This is a genomic window from Streptomyces sp. NBC_00091 (genome assembly GCF_026343185.1).
In the GTDB taxonomy this organism is placed as follows: Bacteria; Actinomycetota; Actinomycetes; order Streptomycetales; family Streptomycetaceae; genus Streptomyces.
Genome location: NZ_JAPEMA010000002.1, coordinates 556,257 through 579,414, shown reverse-complemented (window position 1 = coordinate 579,414; position 23,158 = coordinate 556,257). Strand labels below are relative to the sequence as shown.

General features: G+C 73.7%; 19 protein-coding genes, 1 tRNA gene and 1 riboswitch. Of the genes, 10 read left to right on the top strand and 10 right to left on the bottom strand.

The window, feature by feature from the left end; genetic code table 11:
• Nucleotides 1–6: 6 nt before the first annotated feature.
• The 3 genes from OOK34_RS30350 to OOK34_RS30340 all read right to left on the bottom strand — a co-directional run bounded on the left by OOK34_RS30350 (nucleotide 7) and on the right by OOK34_RS30340 (nucleotide 5,700).
• Nucleotides 7–2,487 (bottom strand): DEAD/DEAH box helicase, encoded by a 2,481-nt coding sequence (locus OOK34_RS30350; RefSeq protein ID WP_267037365.1) that lies wholly within the window; start codon nucleotides 2,485–2,487, stop codon nucleotides 7–9.
• Between the two features lie 94 nt (nucleotides 2,488–2,581).
• Nucleotides 2,582–4,255 carry a sigma-70 family RNA polymerase sigma factor gene (locus tag OOK34_RS30345; RefSeq protein WP_267037364.1) on the bottom strand — a complete coding sequence of 558 codons (1,674 nt, stop codon included), beginning with the start codon at nucleotides 4,253–4,255 and terminating at the stop codon, nucleotides 2,582–2,584.
• 200 nt (nucleotides 4,256–4,455) lie between these two features.
• Entirely contained in the window at nucleotides 4,456–5,700 is a 1,245-nt protein-coding gene (locus tag OOK34_RS30340) for a serpin family protein (protein ID WP_267037363.1), read from the bottom strand.
• A gap of 125 nt (nucleotides 5,701–5,825) precedes the next feature.
• Here OOK34_RS30340 and OOK34_RS30335 point away from each other — a divergent pair, with 125 nt between their 5' ends.
• Nucleotides 5,826–6,908 (top strand): dihydrodipicolinate reductase, encoded by a 1,083-nt coding sequence (locus OOK34_RS30335; RefSeq protein WP_267037362.1) that lies wholly within the window; start codon nucleotides 5,826–5,828, stop codon nucleotides 6,906–6,908.
• Nucleotides 6,905–7,384 (top strand): carboxymuconolactone decarboxylase family protein, encoded by a 480-nt coding sequence (locus tag OOK34_RS30330; RefSeq protein WP_267037361.1) that lies wholly within the window; start codon nucleotides 6,905–6,907, stop codon nucleotides 7,382–7,384. Before OOK34_RS30335 ends, OOK34_RS30330 begins: the two co-directional genes overlap by 4 nt.
• A 52-nt stretch (nucleotides 7,385–7,436) precedes the next feature.
• On the opposite strand, the gene OOK34_RS30325 is transcribed toward OOK34_RS30330, so the two are convergent.
• Both OOK34_RS30325 and OOK34_RS30320 read right to left on the bottom strand, forming a co-directional pair.
• On the bottom strand, nucleotides 7,437–9,083 hold the full coding sequence (locus tag OOK34_RS30325; protein ID WP_267037360.1) for a GMC oxidoreductase: 1,647 nt from the start codon (nucleotides 9,081–9,083) through the stop codon (nucleotides 7,437–7,439).
• A 91-nt stretch (nucleotides 9,084–9,174) separates the two neighbouring features.
• Complete coding sequence (locus tag OOK34_RS30320; protein WP_267037359.1) at nucleotides 9,175–9,633, bottom strand: DUF4352 domain-containing protein; 459 nt, start codon at nucleotides 9,631–9,633, stop codon at nucleotides 9,175–9,177.
• Nucleotides 9,634–9,709: 76 nt separating this feature from the next.
• On the opposite strand from OOK34_RS30320, the gene OOK34_RS30315 reads away from it, so the two are divergent.
• A tRNA-Trp gene (locus tag OOK34_RS30315) sits at nucleotides 9,710–9,783 on the top strand.
• Nucleotides 9,784–9,842: 59 nt separating this feature from the next.
• On the opposite strand, the gene OOK34_RS30310 is transcribed toward OOK34_RS30315, so the two are convergent.
• Together OOK34_RS30310 and OOK34_RS30305 are read right to left on the bottom strand one after the other, a co-directional pair.
• Nucleotides 9,843–10,145: a protealysin inhibitor emfourin gene (locus OOK34_RS30310; protein ID WP_267037358.1), complete on the bottom strand. Its 303-nt coding sequence runs from the start codon at nucleotides 10,143–10,145 to the stop codon at nucleotides 9,843–9,845.
• 55 nt (nucleotides 10,146–10,200) lie between these two features.
• Complete coding sequence (locus OOK34_RS30305) at nucleotides 10,201–11,415, bottom strand: M4 family metallopeptidase (protein ID WP_267037357.1); 1,215 nt, start codon at nucleotides 11,413–11,415, stop codon at nucleotides 10,201–10,203.
• Nucleotides 11,416–11,744: 329 nt separating this feature from the next.
• Nucleotides 11,745–11,884: riboswitch (cobalamin riboswitch) on the top strand.
• A 34-nt stretch (nucleotides 11,885–11,918) separates the two neighbouring features.
• On the opposite strand from OOK34_RS30305, the gene OOK34_RS30300 reads away from it, so the two are divergent.
• From OOK34_RS30300 to OOK34_RS30290, 3 genes are read left to right on the top strand one after another with little or no spacing between them, the layout of a single operon-like run.
• Nucleotides 11,919–12,911, top strand: coding sequence for an ABC transporter substrate-binding protein (locus OOK34_RS30300; protein WP_267037356.1), 993 nt, complete (start codon nucleotides 11,919–11,921; stop codon nucleotides 12,909–12,911).
• Nucleotides 12,908–13,966 (top strand): iron ABC transporter permease, encoded by a 1,059-nt coding sequence (locus OOK34_RS30295; RefSeq protein WP_267037355.1) that lies wholly within the window; start codon nucleotides 12,908–12,910, stop codon nucleotides 13,964–13,966. Before OOK34_RS30300 ends, OOK34_RS30295 begins: the two co-directional genes overlap by 4 nt.
• Complete coding sequence (locus OOK34_RS30290; protein ID WP_267037354.1) at nucleotides 13,963–14,757, top strand: ABC transporter ATP-binding protein; 795 nt, start codon at nucleotides 13,963–13,965, stop codon at nucleotides 14,755–14,757. The genes OOK34_RS30295 and OOK34_RS30290 overlap by 4 nt, the downstream gene beginning before the upstream one ends.
• An 89-nt stretch (nucleotides 14,758–14,846) precedes the next feature.
• On the opposite strand, the gene OOK34_RS30285 is transcribed toward OOK34_RS30290, so the two are convergent.
• A complete protein-coding gene (locus OOK34_RS30285; RefSeq protein WP_267037353.1) occupies nucleotides 14,847–15,227 on the bottom strand; it encodes a VOC family protein in 381 nt (126 codons plus the stop codon).
• A gap of 342 nt (nucleotides 15,228–15,569) precedes the next feature.
• On the opposite strand from OOK34_RS30285, the gene OOK34_RS30280 reads away from it, so the two are divergent.
• The 3 genes from OOK34_RS30280 to OOK34_RS30270 all read left to right on the top strand — a co-directional run bounded on the left by OOK34_RS30280 (nucleotide 15,570) and on the right by OOK34_RS30270 (nucleotide 17,724).
• Entirely contained in the window at nucleotides 15,570–16,475 is a 906-nt protein-coding gene (locus OOK34_RS30280; RefSeq protein WP_267037352.1) for a hypothetical protein, read from the top strand.
• A 122-nt stretch (nucleotides 16,476–16,597) separates the two neighbouring features.
• Nucleotides 16,598–17,545 carry an aldo/keto reductase gene (locus tag OOK34_RS30275; protein ID WP_267037351.1) on the top strand — a complete coding sequence of 316 codons (948 nt, stop codon included), beginning with the start codon at nucleotides 16,598–16,600 and terminating at the stop codon, nucleotides 17,543–17,545.
• Entirely contained in the window at nucleotides 17,542–17,724 is a 183-nt protein-coding gene (locus OOK34_RS30270) for a hypothetical protein (protein WP_267037350.1), read from the top strand. Before OOK34_RS30275 ends, OOK34_RS30270 begins: the two co-directional genes overlap by 4 nt.
• A gap of 39 nt (nucleotides 17,725–17,763) precedes the next feature.
• Here OOK34_RS30270 and OOK34_RS30265 read toward each other — a convergent pair whose 3' ends face one another.
• Nucleotides 17,764–18,660, bottom strand: a complete 897-nt coding sequence (locus OOK34_RS30265) for an ABC transporter permease (RefSeq protein WP_267037349.1) — start codon at nucleotides 18,658–18,660, stop codon at nucleotides 17,764–17,766.
• Nucleotides 18,657–21,383, bottom strand: a complete 2,727-nt coding sequence (locus tag OOK34_RS30260; RefSeq protein ID WP_267037348.1) for an alpha/beta fold hydrolase — start codon at nucleotides 21,381–21,383, stop codon at nucleotides 18,657–18,659. The genes OOK34_RS30265 and OOK34_RS30260 overlap by 4 nt, the downstream gene beginning before the upstream one ends.
• A gap of 225 nt (nucleotides 21,384–21,608) precedes the next feature.
• Here OOK34_RS30260 and OOK34_RS30255 point away from each other — a divergent pair, with 225 nt between their 5' ends.
• Nucleotides 21,609–23,147, top strand: coding sequence for an ATP-dependent DNA ligase (locus OOK34_RS30255; protein WP_267037557.1), 1,539 nt, complete (start codon nucleotides 21,609–21,611; stop codon nucleotides 23,145–23,147).
• The last annotated feature ends 11 nt before the right edge of the window (nucleotides 23,148–23,158 follow it).

Below are 23,158 nucleotides of genomic sequence, written 5' to 3'. Positions count from 1 at the left end.
GCGGGCTTACGGGGACGCCGGCCAGCGCATCCCCAGGGCCGTCAGCGCGGCCACCCGCTCCGGGGCCAGCTTCGCCGCCCTGGAGCGCTGGTTGGCGATCCAGGAACCGAGCCGCAGCTCCAGCGCGCCCACCGGCTCCACATGCGTACGCGGCACCCGCAGGTGCCCCTCGCGGGCGTGGAACCGCCGGGCCGCCTCCAGGTGCTCCGACCACGCCGCGGCATGACTCCGGCGCGGCGGCGGGCGCTCCGCCTCCGCGGCGGGGGTCAGCCCCAGCCCGTGCTCCAGCAGCCACCGCTGCGCCCAGGCGAGGCGCTCCCACCCGAGGCGCTGGGTCCGCACCCACAGGCCCAGGTCCTCGCCCTGGACCAGCACCCTGCCCGGGCCGGCCGGGATCCCGCCGCCCGCGTCCAGATGGGCGCGGGTCAGCCGGAACGCCCGCTGCCAGCCGATGTCCCAGGCCGGGCACCAGGAGGGGTCGATCTCCTCCAGGGCCTCCCGCCGCTCCTGCGGCAGCGCGCCGGGCCCCTCCCGGCGGGCGGCGGCCCGCTGGTTCTTGGCCCACACCCCGACCGGCGCCCCGTGCCAGGTGGCGTCCACCGGCGGCAGCAGGTGCCCGTGCTCGGCGGCCCAGGCCCGGGCCGCCGTGAGCCCCTCCTCGAAGGCCACGTCGAAGTGGCTCCACACCATGCCGAGCTCCTCGAGCTCCCGGGTCCGCTCCCGGCCCAGCGCCCCCCTGCGGTACGTGCGCCGCGCGTCCGCGATCCACTGCCCGAGCGGGAACCCGGCCAGGCCCGCGGGCCACCGGCCGCCGTCCGCGGGCACCTTGAAGGCGAACGGCACCTTCAGGTCCCCGGCCGAGGCCGCGTAGATCCGGGCCGCCTCCGCACCGCGCCGCCACTGCGTGTGCTCCGGATTGAGCACGCGCAGCCGGATGAAGGCCGCCAGCAGCGCCGGATCGCGCGGGGTGGAGAAGCTCAGCAGGGCCCGCGCCCCCGACCCGGGGCCGGTGGCGGAGACACCCTCGCCCGACTGCTTCGCGGCCCGGCTCTGGACCTGGGGCTGTGCCAGGGCCTCGACCAGCCTCGAGTCGTGCGCCCTCAGCGCCTCCAGAAGCCGCGCGAGGTCCCCGTAAGCCCGTGAGGTCAGCATCGACTCCGGTGACTCGCCCGGCCCCAGCAGCACCGGCACCACCAGGGAGGCCACCTTGCCCTCGCCGGGCCGCATCCGCAGGGCCCGGCCCACCGCCTGCACCAGATCGGGCATGGAACCGCGCACGTCGGCCCAGAACACCGAGTCGCACTCCTTGGTGTCCACGCCCTCGCCCAGCACGCGCACGCTGCCCAGGAAGGCCTTGTCGGCGACCCGGTCGGCGGCGAACGCGTCGAGCACCCGGCGCCGGTGGGCCGCCGTGTGCTGTCCGCACAGCCAGTCCGCCCACACCGTGCGCGGATACACCGGCAGCGCGGAGCGGCTCGTCACCCGCAGCCTGGCCGCCACCGCCGGCAGGCCCGCCGCGAACGCCTCGGCCTCCTTCGTCAGATGGTGGAACACCAGGGTCCGCCGGAAGCCCTGATCCGCCGCCGCCTTCACCAGCGCCGCCTGGAGCGCCGCGATCCGCATCCCGCGCACCCGGTCCGAGCGGCCGTCGGCGCCCAGCAGCACCGCCGACTGGAACCCGGGGTCGCTGACGTCCACGCACACCACCCGGTACGGGGCGCAGATGCCCCGGTCGATGGCCTCCGACAGGGACAGGGTGTAGCAGCGTGCCCCGAACGGCCCCTGCGGATCGTTCTCCATCGACGCGACGAGCTCGCCCCGGCCCCGCGGCTCCGCGCCGCCGGCCGTCTCCGGCCCGTACGCCCCGGCCTCCTCCGCCTCTTCCGGCTCCTCGGCCTCCTCGCTCTCCTCCCCGTCGCGCCACACCCGGGGCGTGGCCGTCATGTACAGCCGCCGGACGGAGGGGATCCGCGTGTTGTCGTGGACCACCGCCCAGGGCTTGCCGATCCGGCCGGACGTACGGTGCGCCTCGTCGACCACGACCAGGTCCCAGGGCGGCAGTCCCCCCAGGTGCGCCCGCTCGATGGTGCCCAGACCGAGCGAGGCGTACGTGGCGAAGACCGTCACCCGCTCCACCGGCCGGGAGCCCCAGCGGGCCAGCTGCGCCGGCGCGGTCGTGGTGGGCACCCCCACGTCCTCGCCGCGCAGCGAGCACACCGCGAGCGCCCTGCCGCTGCGGCCCCCCTCCCGCCAGGCCGCGACGGTCTGCACGAGCAGGTCGAGCGAGGGCACCAGGACGAGCACCCGGCCCGCCCGCAGCTCCTCGGCCGAGCGCACGGCGACGAGGGACTTGCCGGACCCTGTGGCCATGATCACCTGGGTCCGCAGGCCCTGCTCGGGCACCCGGCCGGTGGCGGGCAGCTGGAGGGCCCGCACGACGGCGTCGACGGCCTCGCGCTGATGAGGACGCAGCTCCTTCCTCGCCATGCACCTCACCCCGCCCGCTCTGATCTGCCCGTTCGGCTCCAGCTCCTATCTTGCCCGGATTCTGAGTCAAAGAGGAGGAAGCGGGGCGGCGGGTCTACCGGGCGCCGAAGTTCTGCGTCCACCAGGGGCCGCCCGAACCCGTGTGGATGCCGACGCCGATGTCCTTGAAAGAGCAGTTGAGGATGTTGGCGCGGTGACCGGGGCTCTTCATCCAGGAATCCATCACGTCCTGCGCGGTCTGCTGCCCCTTGGCGATGTTCTCCCCGTACGTCGACCAGCGGTACCCGGCGGCCGTCGTCCGCGCCCCCGGGTCGGCCCCGTCGGGATTGGTGTGCGAGAAGAAGTCCCGCCGGGCCATGTCGTCCGAGTGCCCCTGGGCGGCGCCCCGCAGCTGCGCGTCCTCCTTCAGCGGACCGCAGCCGGCCGCGGCGCGCTCGGAGTTGGCCAGGGCGATGACCTGCCCCGCGACCCCCGCCGGGGCGGGCGCCGGAGCGGGCGGGGCCGGGCGCGGCGGATTGCTCTTGGACGGCGTCGGAGCGGCGGCCGAGGTCTTCGCGGCGCTCGCGGAGGGCGACGGGGAGGCCGAAGCGGACGCCGACGGGGAGGGCGAGGCCGACGCGGAAGCGGAGGGCGAGGCCGAGGCGGACCCGGACGGCTGGGGCGCGCCGGAGCCGGGTGCGGACAGGGCGGCCGGCGCGGAGGCGGGCGCGCCCCCCGCCTCGGAACCCCGCGAACCGGGGAGCTGGCCGAGGTAGACCAGGCCGCCGCCCGCGACGCACGCGGCGACCACCGCGCCGCCGATCGCCCGGCGCCGGTTCTGGCGCCGCTTGCGCTGCGCCCCGCGGCTGCCCGGGCCGTCGGGGCCGTCTGTGGGGTCGCCGGCCTTGCGCCGGGCGGCCCGGCCCGGGGCGTCCACCACCGGGGAGAGCTGCGTCGCCGCGTCGGCGAAGGCCGCGCCCGCCGGGGTGTAGCCGGCCGCCACGGCGGACCGTACGCCCTCCAGCAGCGCCGCCGTCACCGGGACCAGCGCCAGCCCGGCCAGCAGCCCCTCCGCCGGAACCAGCCCGTTCCACAGCCCGGAGCAGCGCAGGCACTCGCGCGCGTGCCGGGCTATTCGCTTGCGCCACAGCGCGGAGGGCCGCCCGTCCCAGGTGCCCGTCATCGCCCGCAGCCCCTCGCAGGGCGGCTGCGTCTCCAGCGCCCGCTCCACCACCCGGGCCGACTCCAGCTGCGCCTTCATCCGCTGCACCCGTACCGCAGTGTGCTGCGGGGTCAGCTCCAGCGCGGAAGCCACGTCGGCCCGGGTCAGCTCCCCGGCGCACTCCAGCCACCACAGCGACAGCAGCGCCCGGTCGTCGGGCTCCAGCCAGCGCGTGGCGCGGGCCGTCTCGCGGCGCTGACCGGACAGGTGGAGCCGTACGACGGTCAGGTCGGCGAAGTCGGCGCCGGGATCGGCGATGTCCTGGGCCGCCTCCAGTCCGCTCTGGTCCGGACCGCCGCTGCGGGCCTGCCAGTGCGCCCGTACACGGTTCATCGTGATGGCCACCAGCCAGGACCGGAAGCTCTCGTCCGCCCGCAGGCCGCCCAGCCCGTCGAGCGCCCGCAGCATGGTGTCCTGCACCACGTCGTCCACGTCGAAGGACCCGTTCAGGGCCCGGCCGACGATGTTGTAGACGAGCGGCAGGTGGGCGCTGACGAGCTCGTCCTGCGCGCGGGGATCGCCCGCACGGGCCGCTGCCACCAGCTCTGCCGTGTGCTGTGTACTCATGTGTGAAGTCCCTGTCCGTACCGGCGGTCGATGATGCCCAATAACTGGGAGACCGTCGAGTGGGGCCGGGATAACAACTATCCGGAGGAAGTTTTCGCCACCACCCCGGAACCGGTCGTTTCCGGGGCGGCCCGGCGCCGGCGCCGGGCACGTGCCGGCCTTCGCGGAGACGGCGGCCCTGGCCGCCCGGCTGGCGGCGCCTACGCCCAGAACTCCCTCTCCTCCTCCAGCTTCTCCGCCTCGGTCTTCTCCCGCTCCTCCTCGGACGGAAGCGGGTCCGTGATCCAGCCGGCGGCGAGGACGAGGCGGGAGGGGCGGTGCACGGCCAGGAAGCCGAAGGGGCGGTCGAAGCACACCTCCGCCCGGCGGACGCGGTAGCGCAGGCGGGGCATGGCGGATCCGGCGGCGGCGGCGATCGCCGTCACCGCGGCGGCTTCGAAGCCCGTCGCGTGGAAGCGGGCGAGCGCCGACTGCCGCGCGGAGGTGATGGCGAGGGGGTCGGAGCTGATCCCCGGGAAGTGCCCGGCGCCGCTGTCCGAGGCCGTGGTCAGGCCGAACAGCCGGGCCTGGTCCAGGAGATCGTGCTCCGCCCGTATCTCGAAGGCGGGCGTCTGGATGCCGAGCCAGGGTTCCGGCGACGCGGAGGGCGCCGTTCCGACGGTCAGGCCCGGGCCGGGATTTCCCTCGGGCAGCAGGCTCGCGCCCGTCGAGGGGCGCGCCCGGGTGGCGGCCTCGATCCCGGTACGGAGCACCTCGCCGGGCGGGGCGCCGGCCTCGCCCAGGACCAGGTGGACGTCCACCCCGGTGTCCCCGACCACCTCCAGCAGCGTGACCGGACCGGCGGGGCCGTGCGCCACCTTGACCCGGTCCAGCAGGGACGTGCCGCGGCTCAGCATGAGCAGACGCCGGCCCGCCCACGGGCCCTCGTACACCTCGCGGTTCCACTCCATGAACGGCCGGATCCACTTCAGCCGCAGCGTGAGCGCGGAGGCCAGCACCAGCCTGACCCCGTCGGGTCCATCCGGCAGCGCGACCGGCATCCGCTCGATGAGGCCGTCCGTCCGCTCGGCGGCCCACGCGTCCAGCGTCTTGTGGTCGGTGTCCGGGTCGCCGGTCAGCGTGCCCCGGGTGCCCTCGGGGAGGCGGGCCGCCCAGGGGGCCTCCAGGGGGAGGTCCTCCCGGGTCCACAGGCCGGTCGCCGCGCGCAGGCCCCGTGCGCCGGCCAGCGCGGCCAGCAGCTCCCGCGCGGCTCCCGCCGCGTCCTCGGCGGGTATGCCGAGGGCCTCCGCCAGCTCCGCGCGGGCCGGGCCCGCCGCTCCGTCCGCGAGCAGGGCGAGCAGCGGCCAGACCCCGGGCGCGGTGAAGACCGTACCCCCGCCCCCGCCGGAGGCCGCGGCCCAACGTGCCGTGAGCCGGTTGACCGCCCGTAGCGTCGAGTTCCTCATGCCGGGAGGGTACGCGGCGGGGTGCTGCCGGGCCGCGGGGCCATTCTTCGCCCCGCGGCCGCCCCGTCCGAAAAACCTCCTTCACGACGCTGGGCACCTCCACGCCCCCTCGCTACCCTCCGCGCATGATTCCCACGGTGGTCTGGGGCACGGGCAACGTCGGCCGCGCGGCGATCCGCGCCGTCGACGCCCACCCGGCGCTCGAACTCACGGCAGTGATCGTCCACAACCCCGCCAAGGTCGGCCGCGACGCGGGCGAACTCGCCGGACTCGGCCACCGGTTGGGGGTGGCCGCCACCGACGACATCGGGGCGGTGCTCGCCGCCCGCCCCGCCGCCGTCGTGTACGCGGCGTCCGGGGACGTCCGCCCCGACGACGCCCTCGCCGACATCACCCGGGCCATCGCGGCCGGCGCGGCCGTGGTCAGCCCCGCCCTGTACCCGCTCTACGACCACCGCGGCGCCCCGCCGGAGTTCCGGGATCCGGTGCTCGCCGCGATCGCGGAGGGCGGCGGCTCGCTCTTCGCCTCCGGGGTCGACCCCGGCTGGGGCAACGACGTGCTCCCACTGCTGCTCAGCGGACTGGGCACCACCGTGGAAGCGATCCGCTGCCAGGAGATCTTCGACTACTCCACGTACGACCAGCCGGACTCCGTACGCCACCTGGTCGGCATGGGGCACCCGATGGACTACGAGCCGATGATGCTCATGCCCTCGGTCCCGACCATGGTGTGGGGCGGACAGATCCGGATGATGGCCCGCGCCCTCGGCGCCGAACTCGAGGAGATACGCGAGACCTCCGACCGCCGCGCCCTCGACACCACGGTCACCACCCCGGCCATGGGCGAGTTCGAGGCCGGCACCCAGGGCGCCATCCGCTTCGAGGTCCAGGGCATCGTCGGGGGCGAACCCCGCATCGTCATCGAACACGTCACCCGCATCCACGCCTCCTGCGCCCCCGACTGGCCGGTGCCGCCCGACGGCGGGGCCGGAGCCCACCGGGTCGTCATCGAGGGCCGCCCGCGCATCGAGGTCACCGTCGAGGCCACCGACGAGGGCGAGAACCGTTCGGCGGGCGGGAACGCCACCGCCGTCGGGCGGCTCGTGGGGGCCATCGACTGGCTCGTGGCCGCCGAGCCCGGACTCTACGACGCCCTCGACATCCCGCTGCGGCCCGCAGTCGGCAAACTCGGAAGGAAGCAGCCATGAGAATCGACGTCCCCGAGGGGCAGCACCCGATCGAGTACGTGTGGGGGGACATGGTCCCCGGCATCGGGATGGCCGCCGCCAACTTCTCCCTGTCGGTCTACGCCCACACCACCCTGGGCCTGCGCGAGTTCGAGGCCGCGCGGCTGCGCATCGCGCAGATCAACGGGTGCGTGTTCTGCCTCGACTGGCGGACCGACCGGGACGGCGAGAAGGTCGAGGAGGGGTTCGCCGACGCCGTGACCGACTGGCGCACCACCCAGGCCTTCGACGAGCGCACCCGGCTCGCCGCCGAGTACGCCGAGCGCTACGCCCTGGACCACCACAACCTCGACGAGGAGTTCTGGGAGCGGATGACCGCGCACTACAGCCAGCTGGAGATCGTGGAGCTGAGCATGAGCATCGGCTCCTGGCTCGCCTTCGGCCGGCTCAACCACGTACTGGGCCTCGACAGCGTCTGTGTGCTGCCGGGCAGCTGAGACGGCCCGGGGCCGCCCGGTGGGTCCGGACGGCCCCGGGAACCGGTCGTCGTCACAGGTCGGTGGCGATGATCTTCTCTATGTTCCGCTCGGCGAGGGCCGTGATCGTCACGAACGGGTTGACGCTGGTGTTGCCGGGGATCAGCGCTCCGTCGATGACGTACAGGCCCGGATGGCCGTGCAGCCGGCCGTAGTTGTCGGTGGCCCTGTCCAGTACCGCGCCGCCCAGCGGGTGGTAGGTGAGGTGATCGCCCCAGACCTTGTTGGTGCCGAAGAGGTCGGTGCGGTAGATCGTCCCCTCCTTGGCGTTGATCTTGTCGAAGATGGTCTTCGCCATGTCGATGGACGGCTGCTTCCAGGCCGTCTGCCAGTCCAGGTCGACCTTGCCCGTCGCCGCGTTCCAGGAGAACCGCGCGCGGTTGGGGTTCTTGGTGATGGAGAGGTAGAAGGACGCGTACGTCTCGATCCCCGTCGGCAGCGGGGCCACCTCGGCGAAGGCGCCGCCCGCGTCCCAGTTGTCGATGCCGCCGCACGGGATGGAGGCCTGCACCTTCCCGGTGGGGTCCCACATGTGGTTCGCGCGGCCGCACATGACGTTGCCGTTGTCGCCCCAGCCCTTGCCGACCTCGTCGTTCAGGTGCGGCAGGGCGCCCGTGGCCTTCAGCCGGACCAGCAGCTTGCTGGTGCCGACGCTGCCGGCCGCGAAGAACACCCGGTCGGCGGTGACGGTCTTGGTGGCGACCGTCTCCCCGCCGGTGCCGAGCTGCTCCATGACGACCGTGTAGCCGCCACCGTCCGAGGGGGAGACGGTGGTGACCCGGTGCAGCGGGGAGATGCTCACCTTGCCGGTCGCCCGGGCGGCGGCCAGATAGGTCTGCTGGAGGGACTTCTTGCCCGCGTTGTTGCCGTAGAGGATCTCGCCGTCGACCGCGGACTTGGGAACGGTGCCGGCCACCTCCTCCTTCATGTAGTCCCAGTCGTAGACGTCGGGTACGAAGACGAAGGGGAACCCGGAGCGCTGGGCGTGCTTGCGGCCGACGCGGGCGAACTGGTAGCAGTCCACCGTCTCGAACCAGTCGGGGTCGATGAGGCCCACCCCGAGCCCGGCGTTGGCGCGTGGGTAGTAGGTGCTGTACATCTCCTCGGCGTCCACCGACGGCAGGATGGCGCCGAAGTTCTGCCGCTTGGGGGTCACGGCCATCCCGCCGTTGACCAGCGAGCCGCCGCCGACGCCACGGCCCTGGTAGACGATGATCCCGCCCATCTCCTCGGCATCGAGGATGCCCGTGTAGCGGGGGACGTCCTTGTCGATGGGGAAGCCGAGGAAGTTGCTGAGCGGCGCCTTGGTCCGGGTGCGCAGCCAGTACGAGCGGTAGTCGGGCTTGGTGGTGTTGGCGAAGATCTTGCCGTCGCTCCCCGGGGTGTCCCAGGCCATGCCCATCTCGACCATGTGCACCGGGACGCCGGCCTGTGCGAGGCGCAGCGCGGCGACGGAGCCGCCGTAGCCGGTGCCGATGACGAGGACCGGGAGGTGGGCCCCGGAGTCGATGGGGGAGCCGGCGGCGGTGGCGGAATGCGCATGGGCCGGGGTGGAGTTGACCGCCAGCGCCACGGCTCCGAGAATGGAACCAGTTCCAGCGATGAATCCGCGACGGGAAAGACCCCTGGATACCTTGCTGTGCAGGCTTTTGTCGCTCATTGACGTTCCTCACTCTCGACGGAGTGGGAACAAGTTCTACTGTCTGATGCCGACTAAGTCACTACACGCGTCGAGGTAACTTCCGGCTGATTCAGGAGAGGCTCCAGTGGCCCACGTCGTCGCCGAGCCCGCCGTCCAGCGCGAACTGCACGGCGGCGAGTCCGGCGTCCTTGGGGAGCCGGAAGGTGACGAAACCGGAGGCCGAGTCGCCGGGGGCCAGGGTGACGGTGTCGGGGAGGCTCGGCCCGGCGTCGGTCGTGGTGTTCAGGCCGGTGAACCGCTGCCCCTCGGTGTCGAGGAGGTGCGCGGCCGGGGCGGGGGAGTCCCGGTACGGCAGCGTCCCGGTGTTCTCCAGGCGCAGCTCCACGGCGACCAGCCGGTCGGCGTCGGCGGTGCCGGCGGGGTCGACGACCCGGGTGAGGGTGACGTCGAGACGCTCCCCGGGGCGGTCCCCGTCGAGCGAGACGGTCTCACCGGAGCCCCCGGGGCCGGCGCCGATCAGGAGGAGGGCGAGGACGGGGCCCACCAGGCGGCTCGGACGGCGGCGCATGGCTCCTCCTCCGCTGCGGCGGCCCCGGAATTGATTGGATCTTCCGGCCGCTTCATGGCATGGTGGTTCTCGCCGAAGGGGTATAGCTCAGCTGGTCAGAGCGCTGGTCTCCAAAACCAGATGTCGTAGGTTCGAATCCTGCTACCCCTGCGAGTGTGAGCGGTGCTTCGCCGCTGAAGGCCCAGGTCGGACCCAGTCCGTCTGGGCCTTCACTGTTCCTGCCGCTCGAAGTGCTTCCGAAGCCAGGTGAGCAGGGCCGCGAACGCGGGGGTCATGGCGGCGTCCGACTGTTGGAGGACCGTCGAGCGGCCGCCGTCCTCCACCGTGATCGTGTAGCTCCTCGCGTCCCGGGCGCGGCCGGGCTGGTCCTCCGTGGGCGTCGGGACGGCCGCCGCCACCAGCTGGGCCAGCTCCGTGGCAGCGCTCTCGGGCAGGGTGTCCGTGTCCAGCACCTTGGGCGGGCGGCGGATCGCCGCCGCCAGCCCGCCGTGTGTCGCCAGAGTCACCTTCATCGCGCGCAACCTCGTCACGATCGACCGGGGATCGGCCGGCGGCCATTTCTGCTGGTCACTTGGCCCCCTTCAGTGCGGCCACGTCCTTCGCCAGCCCCGTCATCCTGGCGGTCAGCTCACTGAGCTGTCTGGTCAGGGCTGCCAGGCCGTCCTGCCGGCCCGCGCCGCCGTTCCCGTCGACCACGAAGCTCCGTCCCCGGCCGAGGCCGATCGGGACGCCACTGATCTGGATTTCCACTTCCTGCCACGCCGCCAGCACGGCCAACTGCTCGGGGCTGCCGATGCCGAACAGTGCCCCGGCCTTCTGGAATGTGGTGTCCGCGAATTCCTGGAACTGGGTGTCCTTGCCGGACGCCTTGAGCGATTCGTACCAGATGGTACCCATGGCCTCCCATGCGAATCCGCCGATGCCCACGGCCGCCAGGAAGAACGCCTTGTTCGGAATGCCGGAGTTGAAGTGCACCCCGCCGAAGTCCCCGGGCTCGGTGTCGGGCAGGTGGATGAACTTGCTCATACGGTCGGGCTGGGGGTCCTTTCCGAATATCTCATTGTTGAACGCGTGACCCGGGGCCTTCATCGATCGCAGGGCGTCGGCATCGATTCCCGGGGTGAATACGTCAGGCCCGATCAGCCAGTCCGCCTCCTCGGCCGACTGCTTCCGAGACCACTGCTTGACCAGCGACCCGAAGACGTCCGACATCGACTCGTTCAGGGCCCCGGACTGATTGTGGTACTCGAGTCCCGCGGTGTGTTCGGTGACTCCGTGCGCCAACTCGTGGCCGATCACGTCGAGGGATCCGGTGAGGTCGCTGAACTCCTTTCCGTCCCCGTCACCGAAGACCATCTGGCTTCCGTCCCAGAACGCGTTGTTGAACTTCACGTCGAAGTGGAAGAACCCGTTCAGGCGCATCCCCTTGCCGTCGATCGAATCGCGCTGGAACACCTCCTTGTAGAAGTCGCGCGTCAGGCCGAGTCCTTCGAACGCCCGGTTGGCGGACTCGTCCGCGGACACCGGTCCGTCTTCCGTCCTGGCCGAGACGGCACGTCGGAGGGAAGTCCCCTCCTCGCAGTCGAAGACGGTGCGCCGGCTGTTACCGGGGGTGGTGGCCGCGCCGGCGAAGGATGCCCGGACCGCTCGCTCGCCCCGCAGGCGAGCAGTGGTCAGCATGGTGTCCAACGCGGCCTGGCGTACCTCGCTGTCTTCGCTTTCCAGGAGCTTCTTGAGAAGGTACGGTGGGATGATGCAGTTGACTCGGCAACTTCTGCTCATGGGACACCTCCTGCAATAAGAGGACCGACGGTTGAGAATTCATCAACGCGCGGAAGTTTCGTGACGCTCGATGTAGCCGGACGCGGCGATGTCACGGGCCCCGAGAAGGTCTCGCGGACAAAGGGCATCTGCCCACTGGGTGTGGCGGCAGCGGGAGAAGCACCCGGTTCCGGCCAGCCCGGTCTCCAGGGGCGGGCCATGCTGATATCACCAGTCTCCGGCCGCCCGTAGAGACTGGCAAACGCAACCCGCGCGTTTTCGGATCCCGCAACCCCTGCAAGGAGCGGGCGTCGCCGGTATGAGCCCCTTCCGGGCGCAACCGCCGCGTCTGGCAGACTTGGCCGGGTTGTTCCGGGCGGTGCAGGACAGGAAACCGGTGTGAATCCGGTGCGGTCCCGCCACTGTGACCGGCCGACGCGTCCGCGCGACGGCCGGGAGTCAGACACTGACGCACCGCCTCTTCACTTCGACCGGGGACGAGGATCCCCCGGAGAGGCTTCGCCATGTCGCGTTTCCGCGCCGCCGCCGTGCGCTCGTTGCTTCCGCTCGCCCTTGTGGTGCCGCTCGCCGCGTGCGGAGGTCCGCCCGGGGCGGACCGGCCCGCGCCCGGCGCGCAGGCCGCGCCCGGGTTCCCGTACACCGTCACCAACTGCGGTGTCAGCAGCACCTACCAGGCGCCGCCCGAGCGGGCCGTCACCATGAACCAGCACGCCACCGAGATCATGCTGGCCCTCGGGCTCCAGGACCGGATGGCCGGTACGGCCTATCTCGACGACTCCGTACTGCCCGCCTACCGGCCCGCCTACGACAAGATCAAGGTGCTGGCCGGGGAGTACCCCTCGAAGGAGGTCCTCCTCGGCGCCAACCCCGATTTCGTGTACGGCGGTTACGCCAGCGCCTTCGACAAGACGCAGGGGCGCGACCGCGAGGGGCTGGCCAAGGCCGGGATCAACTCCCGCCTGAGCGTGGAGTACTGCACCCAGGGCCCGGTCGGGCTCGAACAGCTGAAGACCGAGATCGCCGAGGTCGCCCGGACCTTCGGCGTGCCCGAGCGCGGCGCGGCCCTCGTCCAGGACGAGCAGCGCCGCATCGATGCCGTCACCGCGCGGGTGAAGGACAGGACCCGGCCGTCCGTCTTCGTCTACGACTCCGGAGAGGCCTCCGCCTTCACCTCCGGCGGCAGCGGCATAGGCAACGAGATCGTCTCCCTGGCCGGCGGGACGAACGTCTTCGCCGACCTCAAGGACACCTTCGGCGACGTGCCCTGGGAGAAGGTCATCGAGCGGGCGCCCGAGGTCGTCCTCATCTACGACTACGGCGGCACCACCGTGGAGGCGAAGAAGCGGCGTCTGTTGAACGACCCGGTGCTGGCGCAGGTTCCCGCCGTCAAGAACCGGCGGTTCGTCGTGCTCCCGCTCTCCTCGGCCGTCCTGGGCGTACGCGTCGCCGACGCCGTCGAGTCCCTGGGCCGCCAGCTGCACCCCGACGCCGCGTGAGGCGGCGCCGTACCGCCGCGGCCCTCGTGCTCCTCACCGCCGCGCTCGCCGCGTCGGCGGTGGCGGGGCTGGCCCTGGGGCCCGTACGGATCGCCCCCGGGCAGGTCCTCGACATCGTCCTCGGCGGAACCGGGGCGCGCGGGGCGTACGCCTCGATCGTGTGGGACGTACGGATGCCGCGCGTGCTGCTCGGGGCCGTCGTCGGCGCCGGGCTCGCCGTCACGGGCACCGTGCTCCAGGCCCTCGTACGCAACCGGCTCGCCGATCCGTTCCTGCTCGGGGCCTCCTCGGGGGCGTCGGCGGGGGCGGTGCTGGTCGTCGTGTTCGGTGCGGGCGCGGGGGCGGGCGCCGGGGTGGGTGCCGGGGCCGCCGGGCTCCTGGGCGGGGCGGGGATCCCGGCCGCCGCGTTCGCCGGGTCCATGGCCGCGCTCCTCGCCGTCTACGCCATGGCCCGGCGCGGCGGCACCATCACCACCGGGCGGCTGATCCTGGCCGGGGTCGCCGTGCAGTACATCCTGTCCGCGCTGACCAGCCTGGTCCTCGTACTGTCCGCGCACCCCGACCAGATCCGCTCCGCGCTGTTCTGGACCCTCGGCGGTCTGGGCGGGGCCCGCTGGGACGAACTCGCCCTGCCGGCCGTCGCGCTGCTCGTCGGCACCGGCCTGCTCGTCGCCCTCGCCCGGCCGCTGGACCTGCTGCTCGCGGGGGAGGAGGGCGCGCACACGCTCGGCCTGGACACCGGCCGGTTCCGGGCCGCCGTCTTCGTGCTCACCTCCCTCGTCATCGGGGTGCTCGTGGCGTACAGCGGTGCGATCGGCTTCGTCGGGCTGATGGTTCCCCATGCGGCCCGGATGGTGGTGGGCGCCGGACACCGGGCGCTGCTCCCGGTGTCCGCGCTGGCCGGAGCCGTCTTCCTGACCCTGGCCGACCTGGTCGCCCGTACGGCCGCCGCACCGGAGGAGATCCCGGTGGGCGTGGTCACCGCGCTGGTGGGCGGGCCGTTCTTCCTGTGGATGCTGCGCAGGTCCGGCCGGAGCGAAGGAGTGAGCGGATGACGCGCCGTCCCGCGGAAGCGGAACTCGTGGTCGAGTCCCTGCGTTACGAGGTCGACGGGCAGACGCTGCTGCACGGGATCGACCTCACCGCCCACCCCGGTGAGACGGTCGGTGTGGTCGGGCCGAACGGCAGCGGCAAGACCACGCTGCTGCGCTGCGTCTACGGCACCCTGCGGCCCGCTGGCGGCCGGGTGCTGCTCGACGGGGCCGACGCCGGGGCGCTTGGCGTCAAGGAGCGCGCCCGGCGGGTGGCCGTGGTCCCGCAGGACGCGGCCGGCACCTTCGGGCTGACGGTCCGCGAGGTCGTCGCCATGGGCCGCAGCCCGCACAAGCGGTTCTGGGAGCAGGACGGCCCGGGCGACCGCCGGCGCGTGGCCGAGGCGCTGGAGACCGTCGGCGCGGCCGGCTTCGCGGAGCGCCGCTTCGAGGAGCTCTCCGGCGGCGAGCGCCAGCGCGCGCTCTTCGCGCGCGCCCTCGTCCAGGAACCGGGCCTGCTCGCCCTGGACGAGCCGACGAACCACCTCGACATCCGCTACCAGCTGGAGATCCTCGGCCTGGTCCGCGGCCTTCCCGCCACCGGTCTGCTCGTACTGCACGACCTCAACCTCGCCGCGTCCTTCTGCGACCGGCTGTACGTCCTGGCGGCGGGCCGGGTCGTCGCGGCGGGGCCGCCGGGCGAGGTGCTGACCGAGGAGCTGCTGGCGGAGGTCTACGGGGTGCGCACCCGCATCGGCCCCCACCCGACCACGGGAGCCCCCAGCATCGTCTACCTCCCGGAGCCCGCCGTGTGACAGGGGGAAAGGGGCCCGCGGCGCGATGCGCCACGGGCCCCTTCGGGTCTCGTTAGTGCTGTGACCGGCGAACCTTGCCGGTCACAGCACTAGCCGCCGTACGGGCGGGTGATGATCTCCATCGCGTGCCCGGCGGGATCCAGGAAGTAGACCCCGCGGCCCCCGTCGTTGTGGTTGATCTCGCCCGGGTGCTTGCGGTGCGGGTCGGCGAAGTACTCGACCCCCGACGCCTGGATCTTCTCGAAGGCCGAGTCGAACTCTGCCTCCGAGATGAGGAACGCGTAGTGCTGGGCGGTGATGGACTCGGCCGGGATGGTCGCGAAGTCCAGGGTCACCCCGTTACCGGTGGACACGGGGACGAAGGGGCCCCATTCGGGACCGACCTCGAGGCCGAGGATGTCCGCCAGGAATTCGGCGGACTCCCGGTTGTCACGGGAGTGGATGATGGTGTGGTTCAGCTGGACCGACATGAGTGAATGCCTCCGCAAGGCACGTCACGGACACCTCCATGCCTCACCCGGTCGGTGACCGACACGCGATGCCGTCGACTTGATCCTAAACAGCCCATCCGTGAGCGGTCCACCCCTTTTGCGCGCGAAAGGGGACCGGATCCGGCCCCCGGCCGGCGAAGCCCTCCCCGGCGCTCGCCGCTCGCGCAGCCGGCCACCGCGCCGAGCCCCGCGCCCCCGGCGCCCCCGGATATGAGTTCCTCATCCATGCCGGGCACGCCATGCCTCCCCCGGCCGAAATCCGCCTAGGCTGTCGGTCGCAGCGACAGCGCGGATCGCCAACTGCCTACGGGGGAAGCACACATGACGTACGAAGCGGCGCACGGTGCCCGGCACGGCCTCGGTACGATCCGGCAGCTGTGGCAGCTCCTCGAACCGGTCCACGCCACCGTCTACTACGCGCCCGAGGCCTACGAGGAGGCCGCCTCCCTCGGCCATGCCACCGACGAACGCTGGCCGATGTACTTCGCCTACCGCGCCGCACCGCTGGGCCCCGCCTCGCCCCGGCTCGTCGCCTCCCTCTTCTACTCCTTCGCCCCGCCCATGGTGGAGCGCTACGTCGCCCGGACCTGGCAGACCTCCCCTCCGGCCCGGGTCCTCGCCGCCCGGGCCACCGCCGTCGACCGGGCGCTCGGCACCCTGCTCGGCCCGCGCACCGGCTCCGCGGACCTGGCCGAAGCCGCCCTCCTCGCCCGCCGCGCCGCCGGGGCCGCCCGCACCGTCGGCCGGCCGCTGGCCGCGGCCAACGTCGCGCTGCCCTGGCCCAAGGCCCCGCACGCGGTGCTCTGGCATGCGGCGACGATCCTGCGCGAGCACCGGGGCGACGGCCACGTGGCCGCCCTCCAGGCCCACCACCTCGACCCCGTCGAGGCCCTGGTCCTCCAGGCCGGCGTCGGAGCCGCCCCGGCCGAGGTGTTCGAGAGCCGCCAGTGGTCGCCGCAGGAGTGGAACGCCGCCCGCGACCGGCTGACCGCCCGCGGTCTGCTCGGCGAGGACGCCTCCGCCACCGACGCCGGACTGGCGCTGCGCACCTCCGTGGAGAGGCTCACCGACGAACTCGCCGCCGCCCCGTGGTCGGCCCTCGCCCCGCAGGAGGTGGGCCGGCTCGCCGAGCTGCTGCTCCCGCCGGTCCTCGACATCGTCGGAGCCGGCCTGCTCCCGGCCCAGAGCGCCCTGGGGATCGGCATGAAGTACGACTACGACAGCTGAACCCCGCCCGACACACACTCTTCACGCACCGGGGCTCCGACCCGGTGCGGCACACCAACCGGCATGCCTAGACTGACGACTTGGTCGATCATGTACCGGACGAGTACGGAGGAAGAACCCGCATGCGCTATCTCCCCCTGGGCAGTTCAGGACTGCGGGTCTCCGCCGTCGGTCTCGGCTGCAACAACTTCGGCGGCCGCCTCGACGCCCGGGCCACCCGCGCCGTCGTCGACGCCGCCCTCGACTCGGGGATCACCCTGCTCGACACCGCCGACATCTACGGCGGCCAGGGCGGCTCCGAGCAGCACCTCGGCCAGGCCCTCAAGGGCCGCCGGGACCAGGTGGTCCTCGCCACCAAGTTCGGCTACGACGGCGTCGACATGGGATACGGCCCCGCCGCCGGGGCCCGCGGCGGCCGCGCCTACATCCGGCGCGCCGTCGAGGAGTCCCTGCGCCGCCTGGACACCGACCACATCGACCTCTACCAGCTGCACAGCCCCGACCCGGCCACCCCCGTCGCCGAAACCCTCGCCGCGCTCACCGAACTCGTCACCGAGGGCAAGATCCGCTACATCGGGCACTCCAACCTCAGCGGCTGGCAGCTCGCCGAAGCCGCCCACGTGGCCCGCGAGACGGGGGCCGTGCCCTTCGTCTCCGCGCAGAACGAGTGGTCGCTGCTCCAGCGTTCCGCCGAGCGGGAACTGGTCCCCGCCGCCCGCCACTACGGCCTCGGCGTCCTCCCGTACTTCCCCCTGGCCAACGGCCTCCTCACCGGCAAGATCTGCCGGGGCGCCCCCGTCCCGGCAGGCTCCCGCCTCGAAGGGCGCGACGCCTACCTCACCGAGGAGCGCCTCGACACCGTGGAGGCGCTGGCCGCGATCGCCGAGAAGTACGACCGCAGCGTCCTGGAGCTGGCCATCGGCTGGCTCTCCGCCCAGCCCGGCTGCTCCTCCGTCATCGCCGGCGCCACTTCTCCCGAGCAGGTACGAGCCAACGCGGCGGTGGCCGACCGCCCGCTGGAGGCGGATCTGCTGGCCGAGATCGACGCCGTCGCGCAGGCCCACCTGTGAGTGCCGCGCTGCGCTGCGCGGTCCTCGACGACCACCAGGGGCCGGCCACCACCCTCGCCGACCGGTCGCCGGTCACCGGCCGGGGCGCCGAGGTGGTCACCTACGCCGGCCACCTCGGCGACGAGGGCGTCCTCGCCTTCCTCGACGGCTCGCCGGTACGCGTACTCGGCCGGGGCTGAACGGAGCCTCCCGGGGTTCTCCCGCCCGGACCTCCTCCTTCAGGAGGTGATGTCCTTGCGGGAGAACCCCCGGAACGCGAGCGCGAACAGCACCACGGCGTACGACACCGACACCGCCGCACCCTTGATCATCCCGCCCCATTCCAGCTGCGGCTGCAAGGCGTCCGCCCAGGCGAACTGCCAGTGCGCGGGCAGGAACTCGCGCCACGACCCCAGGGCCGTCACCGCGTCCAGCACGTTCCCCACGATCGTCAGCCCGACCGCCCCGCCCACCGCGCCCAGCGGCGCGTCCGTCCGGGTGGAGAGCCAGAACGCCAGCCCGGCCGTGACCAGTTGCGACACGAACACGAAGGCGACGGCCAGCGCGAGCCTCGGCACGGTGTCCGCGGCGGCCAGGGCCCCACCGGTCGGGAGCTTGAGCGGCCCCCACCCGTACGCGGCCGTCCCCGCGGCCAGCGCCACCACCGGCAGCAGCACGATCGCCGCCAGGCTGAAGCCCAGCGCCACCACCAGCTTGCTCCACAGCAGCCGCGCCCGCGGCACCGGCGAGGCCAGCAGGTAGCGCAGCGAGGACCAGCCGGCCTCCGAGGCCACCGTGTCCCCGCAGAACAGCGCCACCGGCACCACCAGCAGGAAGCCGGCCGACACGAACAGGCAGGTCGCCGCGAAGTTCGCGCCCGAGGCCGTCGCCGTGTCGATCAGGGTGATCCGGCCGTCGCCGCCGCCCCGCCCGTCGTCCGGGCCGCCGCCCACCGCGAACGCGATGATCATGATGAACGGGAGCGCGGCCAGCACCCCGCCCATCACCAGCGTCCGCCGCCTGCGCCACTGCCGCAGCGCCTCCACGCGCAGCGGCAGCGTCCGGCCCGGCCGGTAGCCGGGCGCGGTCTCCCGTACGGGCGTCTCCCGTACGAGGGACTCGTTGACGGCACTCACGCCGCACCTCCGATCAGGGTGAGGAAAGCGTCCTCGAGCCGCCGGTGCGGCCCCACCGCCGCCACCGGCAGTTCCAGCCGTACGAGTTCGGCGATCAGGGCGGCGGGCGTCGCGCCGTCGAGCCGTACGAGCAGCCCCTCGTCGGCGGGCACCACGGAGGCCACCCCTTCCAGCGCGGCGACCTTCCCCACGGCCATCTCGTCCACCGGCTCCTCCAGCGTGACCAGCAGGGTGTCCCCGCCGCCGGTGATCTCGGCGACCTCGCCCGCCCGTACGAGCCGCCCGCGGTCCATGACCACCAGGTGCGTACAGGACTGCTCCACCTCCGACAGCAGGTGGCTGGAGACGATGACCGTCCGCCCGCCGGCGGCGTAGCGGATCATCACGTCCCGCATCTCCCGGATCTGCGGCGGGTCCAGACCGTTGGTCGGCTCGTCGAGGATCAGCAGGTCCGGCATCCCCAGCATGGCCTGCGCGATCGCGAGCCGCTGCCGCATGCCCTGCGAGTACGTGCGCACCGCCCGCTCCAGGGCGTCGCCGAGCCCGGCGATCTCCAGGGCCTCGGCCAGGTGCGCGTCCTCGGCGGGACGGCCCGTGGCCTGCCAGTACAGCTCGAGGTTGGCCCGGCCCGTCAGGTGCGGCAGGAAACCGGCGCCCTCCACGAACGCCCCGACCCGCGAGAGCACCGGCGCTCCCGGCCGGATCGCGTGCCCGAACACCCGGATCTCCCCGGCGTCCGGCGCGATCAGACCCATCAGCATCCGCAGGGTCGTGGTCTTCCCGGCGCCGTTGGGCCCCAGCAGACCCAGCACCTGGCCCTTCTCCACCCGGAAGGACAGGTCGCGCACGGCATAGCGGTCCTGGGCCTTCGCGTAGCGCTTCGTCAGCCCGGTGATGTCCAGCGGTACGTCGGCCAGTGCGGGTTCGGGCTGCGCCGCGTCCGCCCGCGTCCCCGCGCGGCCCCCGCCGGTCCTCCGGATCCCGAGGAGCCCCGCGGCCAGCGCCACCGCGCCCAGCGGCAGCCCCCAGGTCCAGGCGGGCAGGCCGGCGGTGGCCGTCCGTACCCCGTCCGCGACGGGCACGCGCAGCGGCCCCTCCGCGGAGACGGTGTACGCGGCCGGCGCGGCCGGGGAGGCGTAGCCCAGGTCGGTGGCGGCGACCACCAGCCGCAGCCGGTGCCCGGCCTGGACGGCGTGGTCGACCGCCGGGAGCCGCAGCTCCACGCTCCGGCCCTGCCCGGCGTCCTCCACCCGTACGGGCGCGACCAGCTGACCCGGCAGCACCTGCCGGCGCCCGTCGGGCGCCACGTCGTACACCTTGCCGAACAGCACGGCCGCGCCGTCCGCAGCCGTCGACCTCACCTTCAGGGTGACGGTCGGGGTCCCGGTGACCCGTACCTCCCGGGTCAGCGGCTGCGACTCGAAGGCGGCGTTCTGCCCGGGGAAGTCCAGTGCGAGCCCGGCCCCGAGGGAGGCGAGCTGCCCGCCGACCCCGGGCAGCGAGGACAGCGCGGGCGGCGCCCCGCCCGCCGGATTGGCGAAGGTCTGCTCCCGGCCGGACAGGGCGAAGTCGCGCGGGCCGGAGACCAGCCCGGGGTAGCGCTCGCCGCTCGCGCCGCGCAGGGTGACCCGCCCGTCGGTGGAGTCGATGCCGCCGGAGCGCGAGACGCGGAAGGCCGGGCCGGTGTCCACCCCCTCGTCGCCCTTCAGATAGCGGTCGAACCAGGCCGTCACCCGGGCTTCGATGCGGCCGGCCTCGCGCATCCCGCCGTCGTGCCCGCCGGCCGCCCAGTCCACGGCGACCGGGGCGCCGTTCGCCGCGATGGCCTTCGCCATGGCATCGGCCTGGTCCAGCGGGAAGAGGGAGTCGTCCTGGCCCTGCACGATCAGCGCCGGCACCTTGATCCGGTCGCCCACGGCCGAGGGACTGCGCCGCTCCAGCAGTTCGCGCGCCTCGGCGTCCGGCTTCCCGGCCACCGCGACCCGCTCGTACATGGCGCACAGCTGCGGCTCGAACCGGCCGCAGCCGGGTGCGCCCGGCGCCCCGGCCGCCCCTGCGGTGGGCGGCTGCGCCTGCTGGAGGCCGCCCGCCGCGCCGGTGGTGAAGAAGATCCCGGCCCAGAGCTTCTTGAAGACGCCCTGCGGGAAGAGGGAGTCCGCGAGGTTCCAGTAGGTGATCTGCGGGGCGATCGCGTCCACGCGCCGGTCGTATCCGGCGGCGAGCAGCGAGACGGCCCCGCCGTAGGAGGCCCCGGCCGCGCCCACGCGCGGATCGCCGTCCGCGTCGAGCAGCACCTCGGGCCGCCGGGCCAGCCGGTCGATGAGGGCGGAGACGTCCTTGACCTCGTGCTCGGGGTCGTTCAGCCCGATCCTGCCGCCGGAGCGGCCGAAGCCGCGCGCCGACCAGGTCATGACGGCGTACCCCTCGCGGGCCAGGCGCTCGGCCTGCGCGCGGACGTCGTCCTTGCTGCCGCCGAAGCCGTGGCCCAGGAGCACGGCGGGACGCCTGCGGGAGGGGTCCCCGGCCGTGAAGAAGGAGGTGTCGAGCCCGGGGCCGGGCGCATCGAGCCCCGGCACGTCCAGGAGGCGGTCCTCGCGGTGCACGGCCGGTTCGTCCCCGGCCGCGGCGGCCGCGGTCCAGGTGCCGGCGCCCGCCAGGACCGCGAGAGCGGCGGCGCCGGCGAGCACACGATCGCGGGGCCGCCGGGGCAGTCGGAGCTTCATACGGGAACCCTAAAGCCCGTGATCGCCTTCGCCGAGCTTCCTCAGGGGGAGCCCCGCCCCTTCTCCAGGAGTACCCGCGCCGCCCGGCGTACCGCACCCGCAGTAGGCCGCCCCGATCCGGCCGCCCCCGCCCGCGCCCCGGCCGTGTCCCGCCCGGCCGCCGCCCGCGCCCCGGCCGGCCGCCCCGACCTGCGGGGGAGTCCGGTCGGCGGGAGGATGGACGGCATGCTGCTGGCCGAGGTCGCGCGCGTGTCCCGGGAGGTCGCGGCGGCCTCCGCCCGGTCCCGCAAGACCGCCCTGCTCGCGGAACTCTTCGCGGCCGCCCCCGCCGAGGAGGCCGGCCTGGTCATCTCCTACCTCTCCGGGCGCCTCCCGCAGGGCCGGCCCGGCGTCGGCTGGCGCACCCTGGCCCAGGACACCGCCCCCGCACCGGAGCCGGCCCTGACCGTACGGGCGGTCGACGCCGCCGTGAGCGAGCTGGCCGCCGTGGCGGGGCCGGGGGCGCAGGCCGAGCGCCGCCGGATCGTCGCCGGCCTGCTGGCCGCCGCCACCGATGCCGAACAGCGGTTCCTGCGCAGCCTGCTGTCCGGGGAGGTGCGCCAGGGCGCGCTGGACGCGGTCGCCCTGGAAGGCGTGGCGGCGGCCGCCGGGGTGCCGGCCGCCGAGCTGCGCCGGGCCGTGATGCTGGACGGCTCGCTGCCCCGGGTGGCGGCGGCGGTGCTGGCGGAGGGGGCCGGGGCGCTGCGCGGGGTGACCCTGCGCATCGGGCAGCCCGTACAGCCGATGCTGGCCGGGACCGCGCGGTCCCTGGCCGACGCCCTGGCCGCGCTCGCCCCCTGCGCGGTGGAGGAGAAGCTCGACGGGATCCGCGTCCAGGTGCACCGGGACGGGGACGAGGTACGGATCCACACCCGCTCCCTCGACGAGATCACCGACCGGCTGCCGGAGGTGGCCGAGCTGGCCCGGAGCCTGCCCGGGGAGCGGTTCGTCCTCGACGGGGAGGTCATCGGGCAGGGGGCCGACGGGCGCCCGGTGCCCTTCCAGGAGATCGCGGGCCGGGTCGGCTCCCGGGTGGACGTGGCCGCGGCGCGCGAGGCCCTCCCGGTGACCGCGTACTTCTTCGACGTGCTGGCCCTCGGCGACCGGGTCCTCCTGGACCTGCCGATGCGCGAGCGGTACGCCGCCCTGGCGGCCCTGGTCCCCGAGGCCTCCAGGGTCCGGCGGCTGGTGGTGGAGGATTCCGGGGCGCAGGCGGCCGAGGCCGAGGAGTTCTGGACCGGGGCCCTGCGGCGGGGCCACGAGGGGGTGATGGTCAAGGCACTCGACTCCGGCTACGCGGCGGGCCGGCGCGGCAAGCGGTGGCTCAAGGTGAAACCGGTGCACACCCTCGACCTGGTCGTGCTCGCCGCCGAACGGGGCCACGGCCGCCGGACGGGGCTGCTGTCCAACCTGCACCTGGGCGCGCGGGCCCGCGACGGCTCGTACGCCATGCTGGGCAAGACCTTCAAGGGCCTGACGGACGAGATGCTGCGCTGGCAGACCGGGCGGCTGTACGAGCTGGCGGTGGAGGACGACGGGTTCACCGTCCGGGTCAGGCCCGAGCTGGTGGTGGAGATCGCCTACGACGGCCTCCAGCGCTCCCCGCGCTACCCGGCCGGGGTCGCGCTGCGCTTCGCGCGGGTCCTGCGGTTCCGCCCGGACAAGGAGGCGGGGGAGGCCGACACGGTGGAGACGGTCCTGGAACAGGGCCGCAGGGGCGGCTGAGAGCCCTCCGG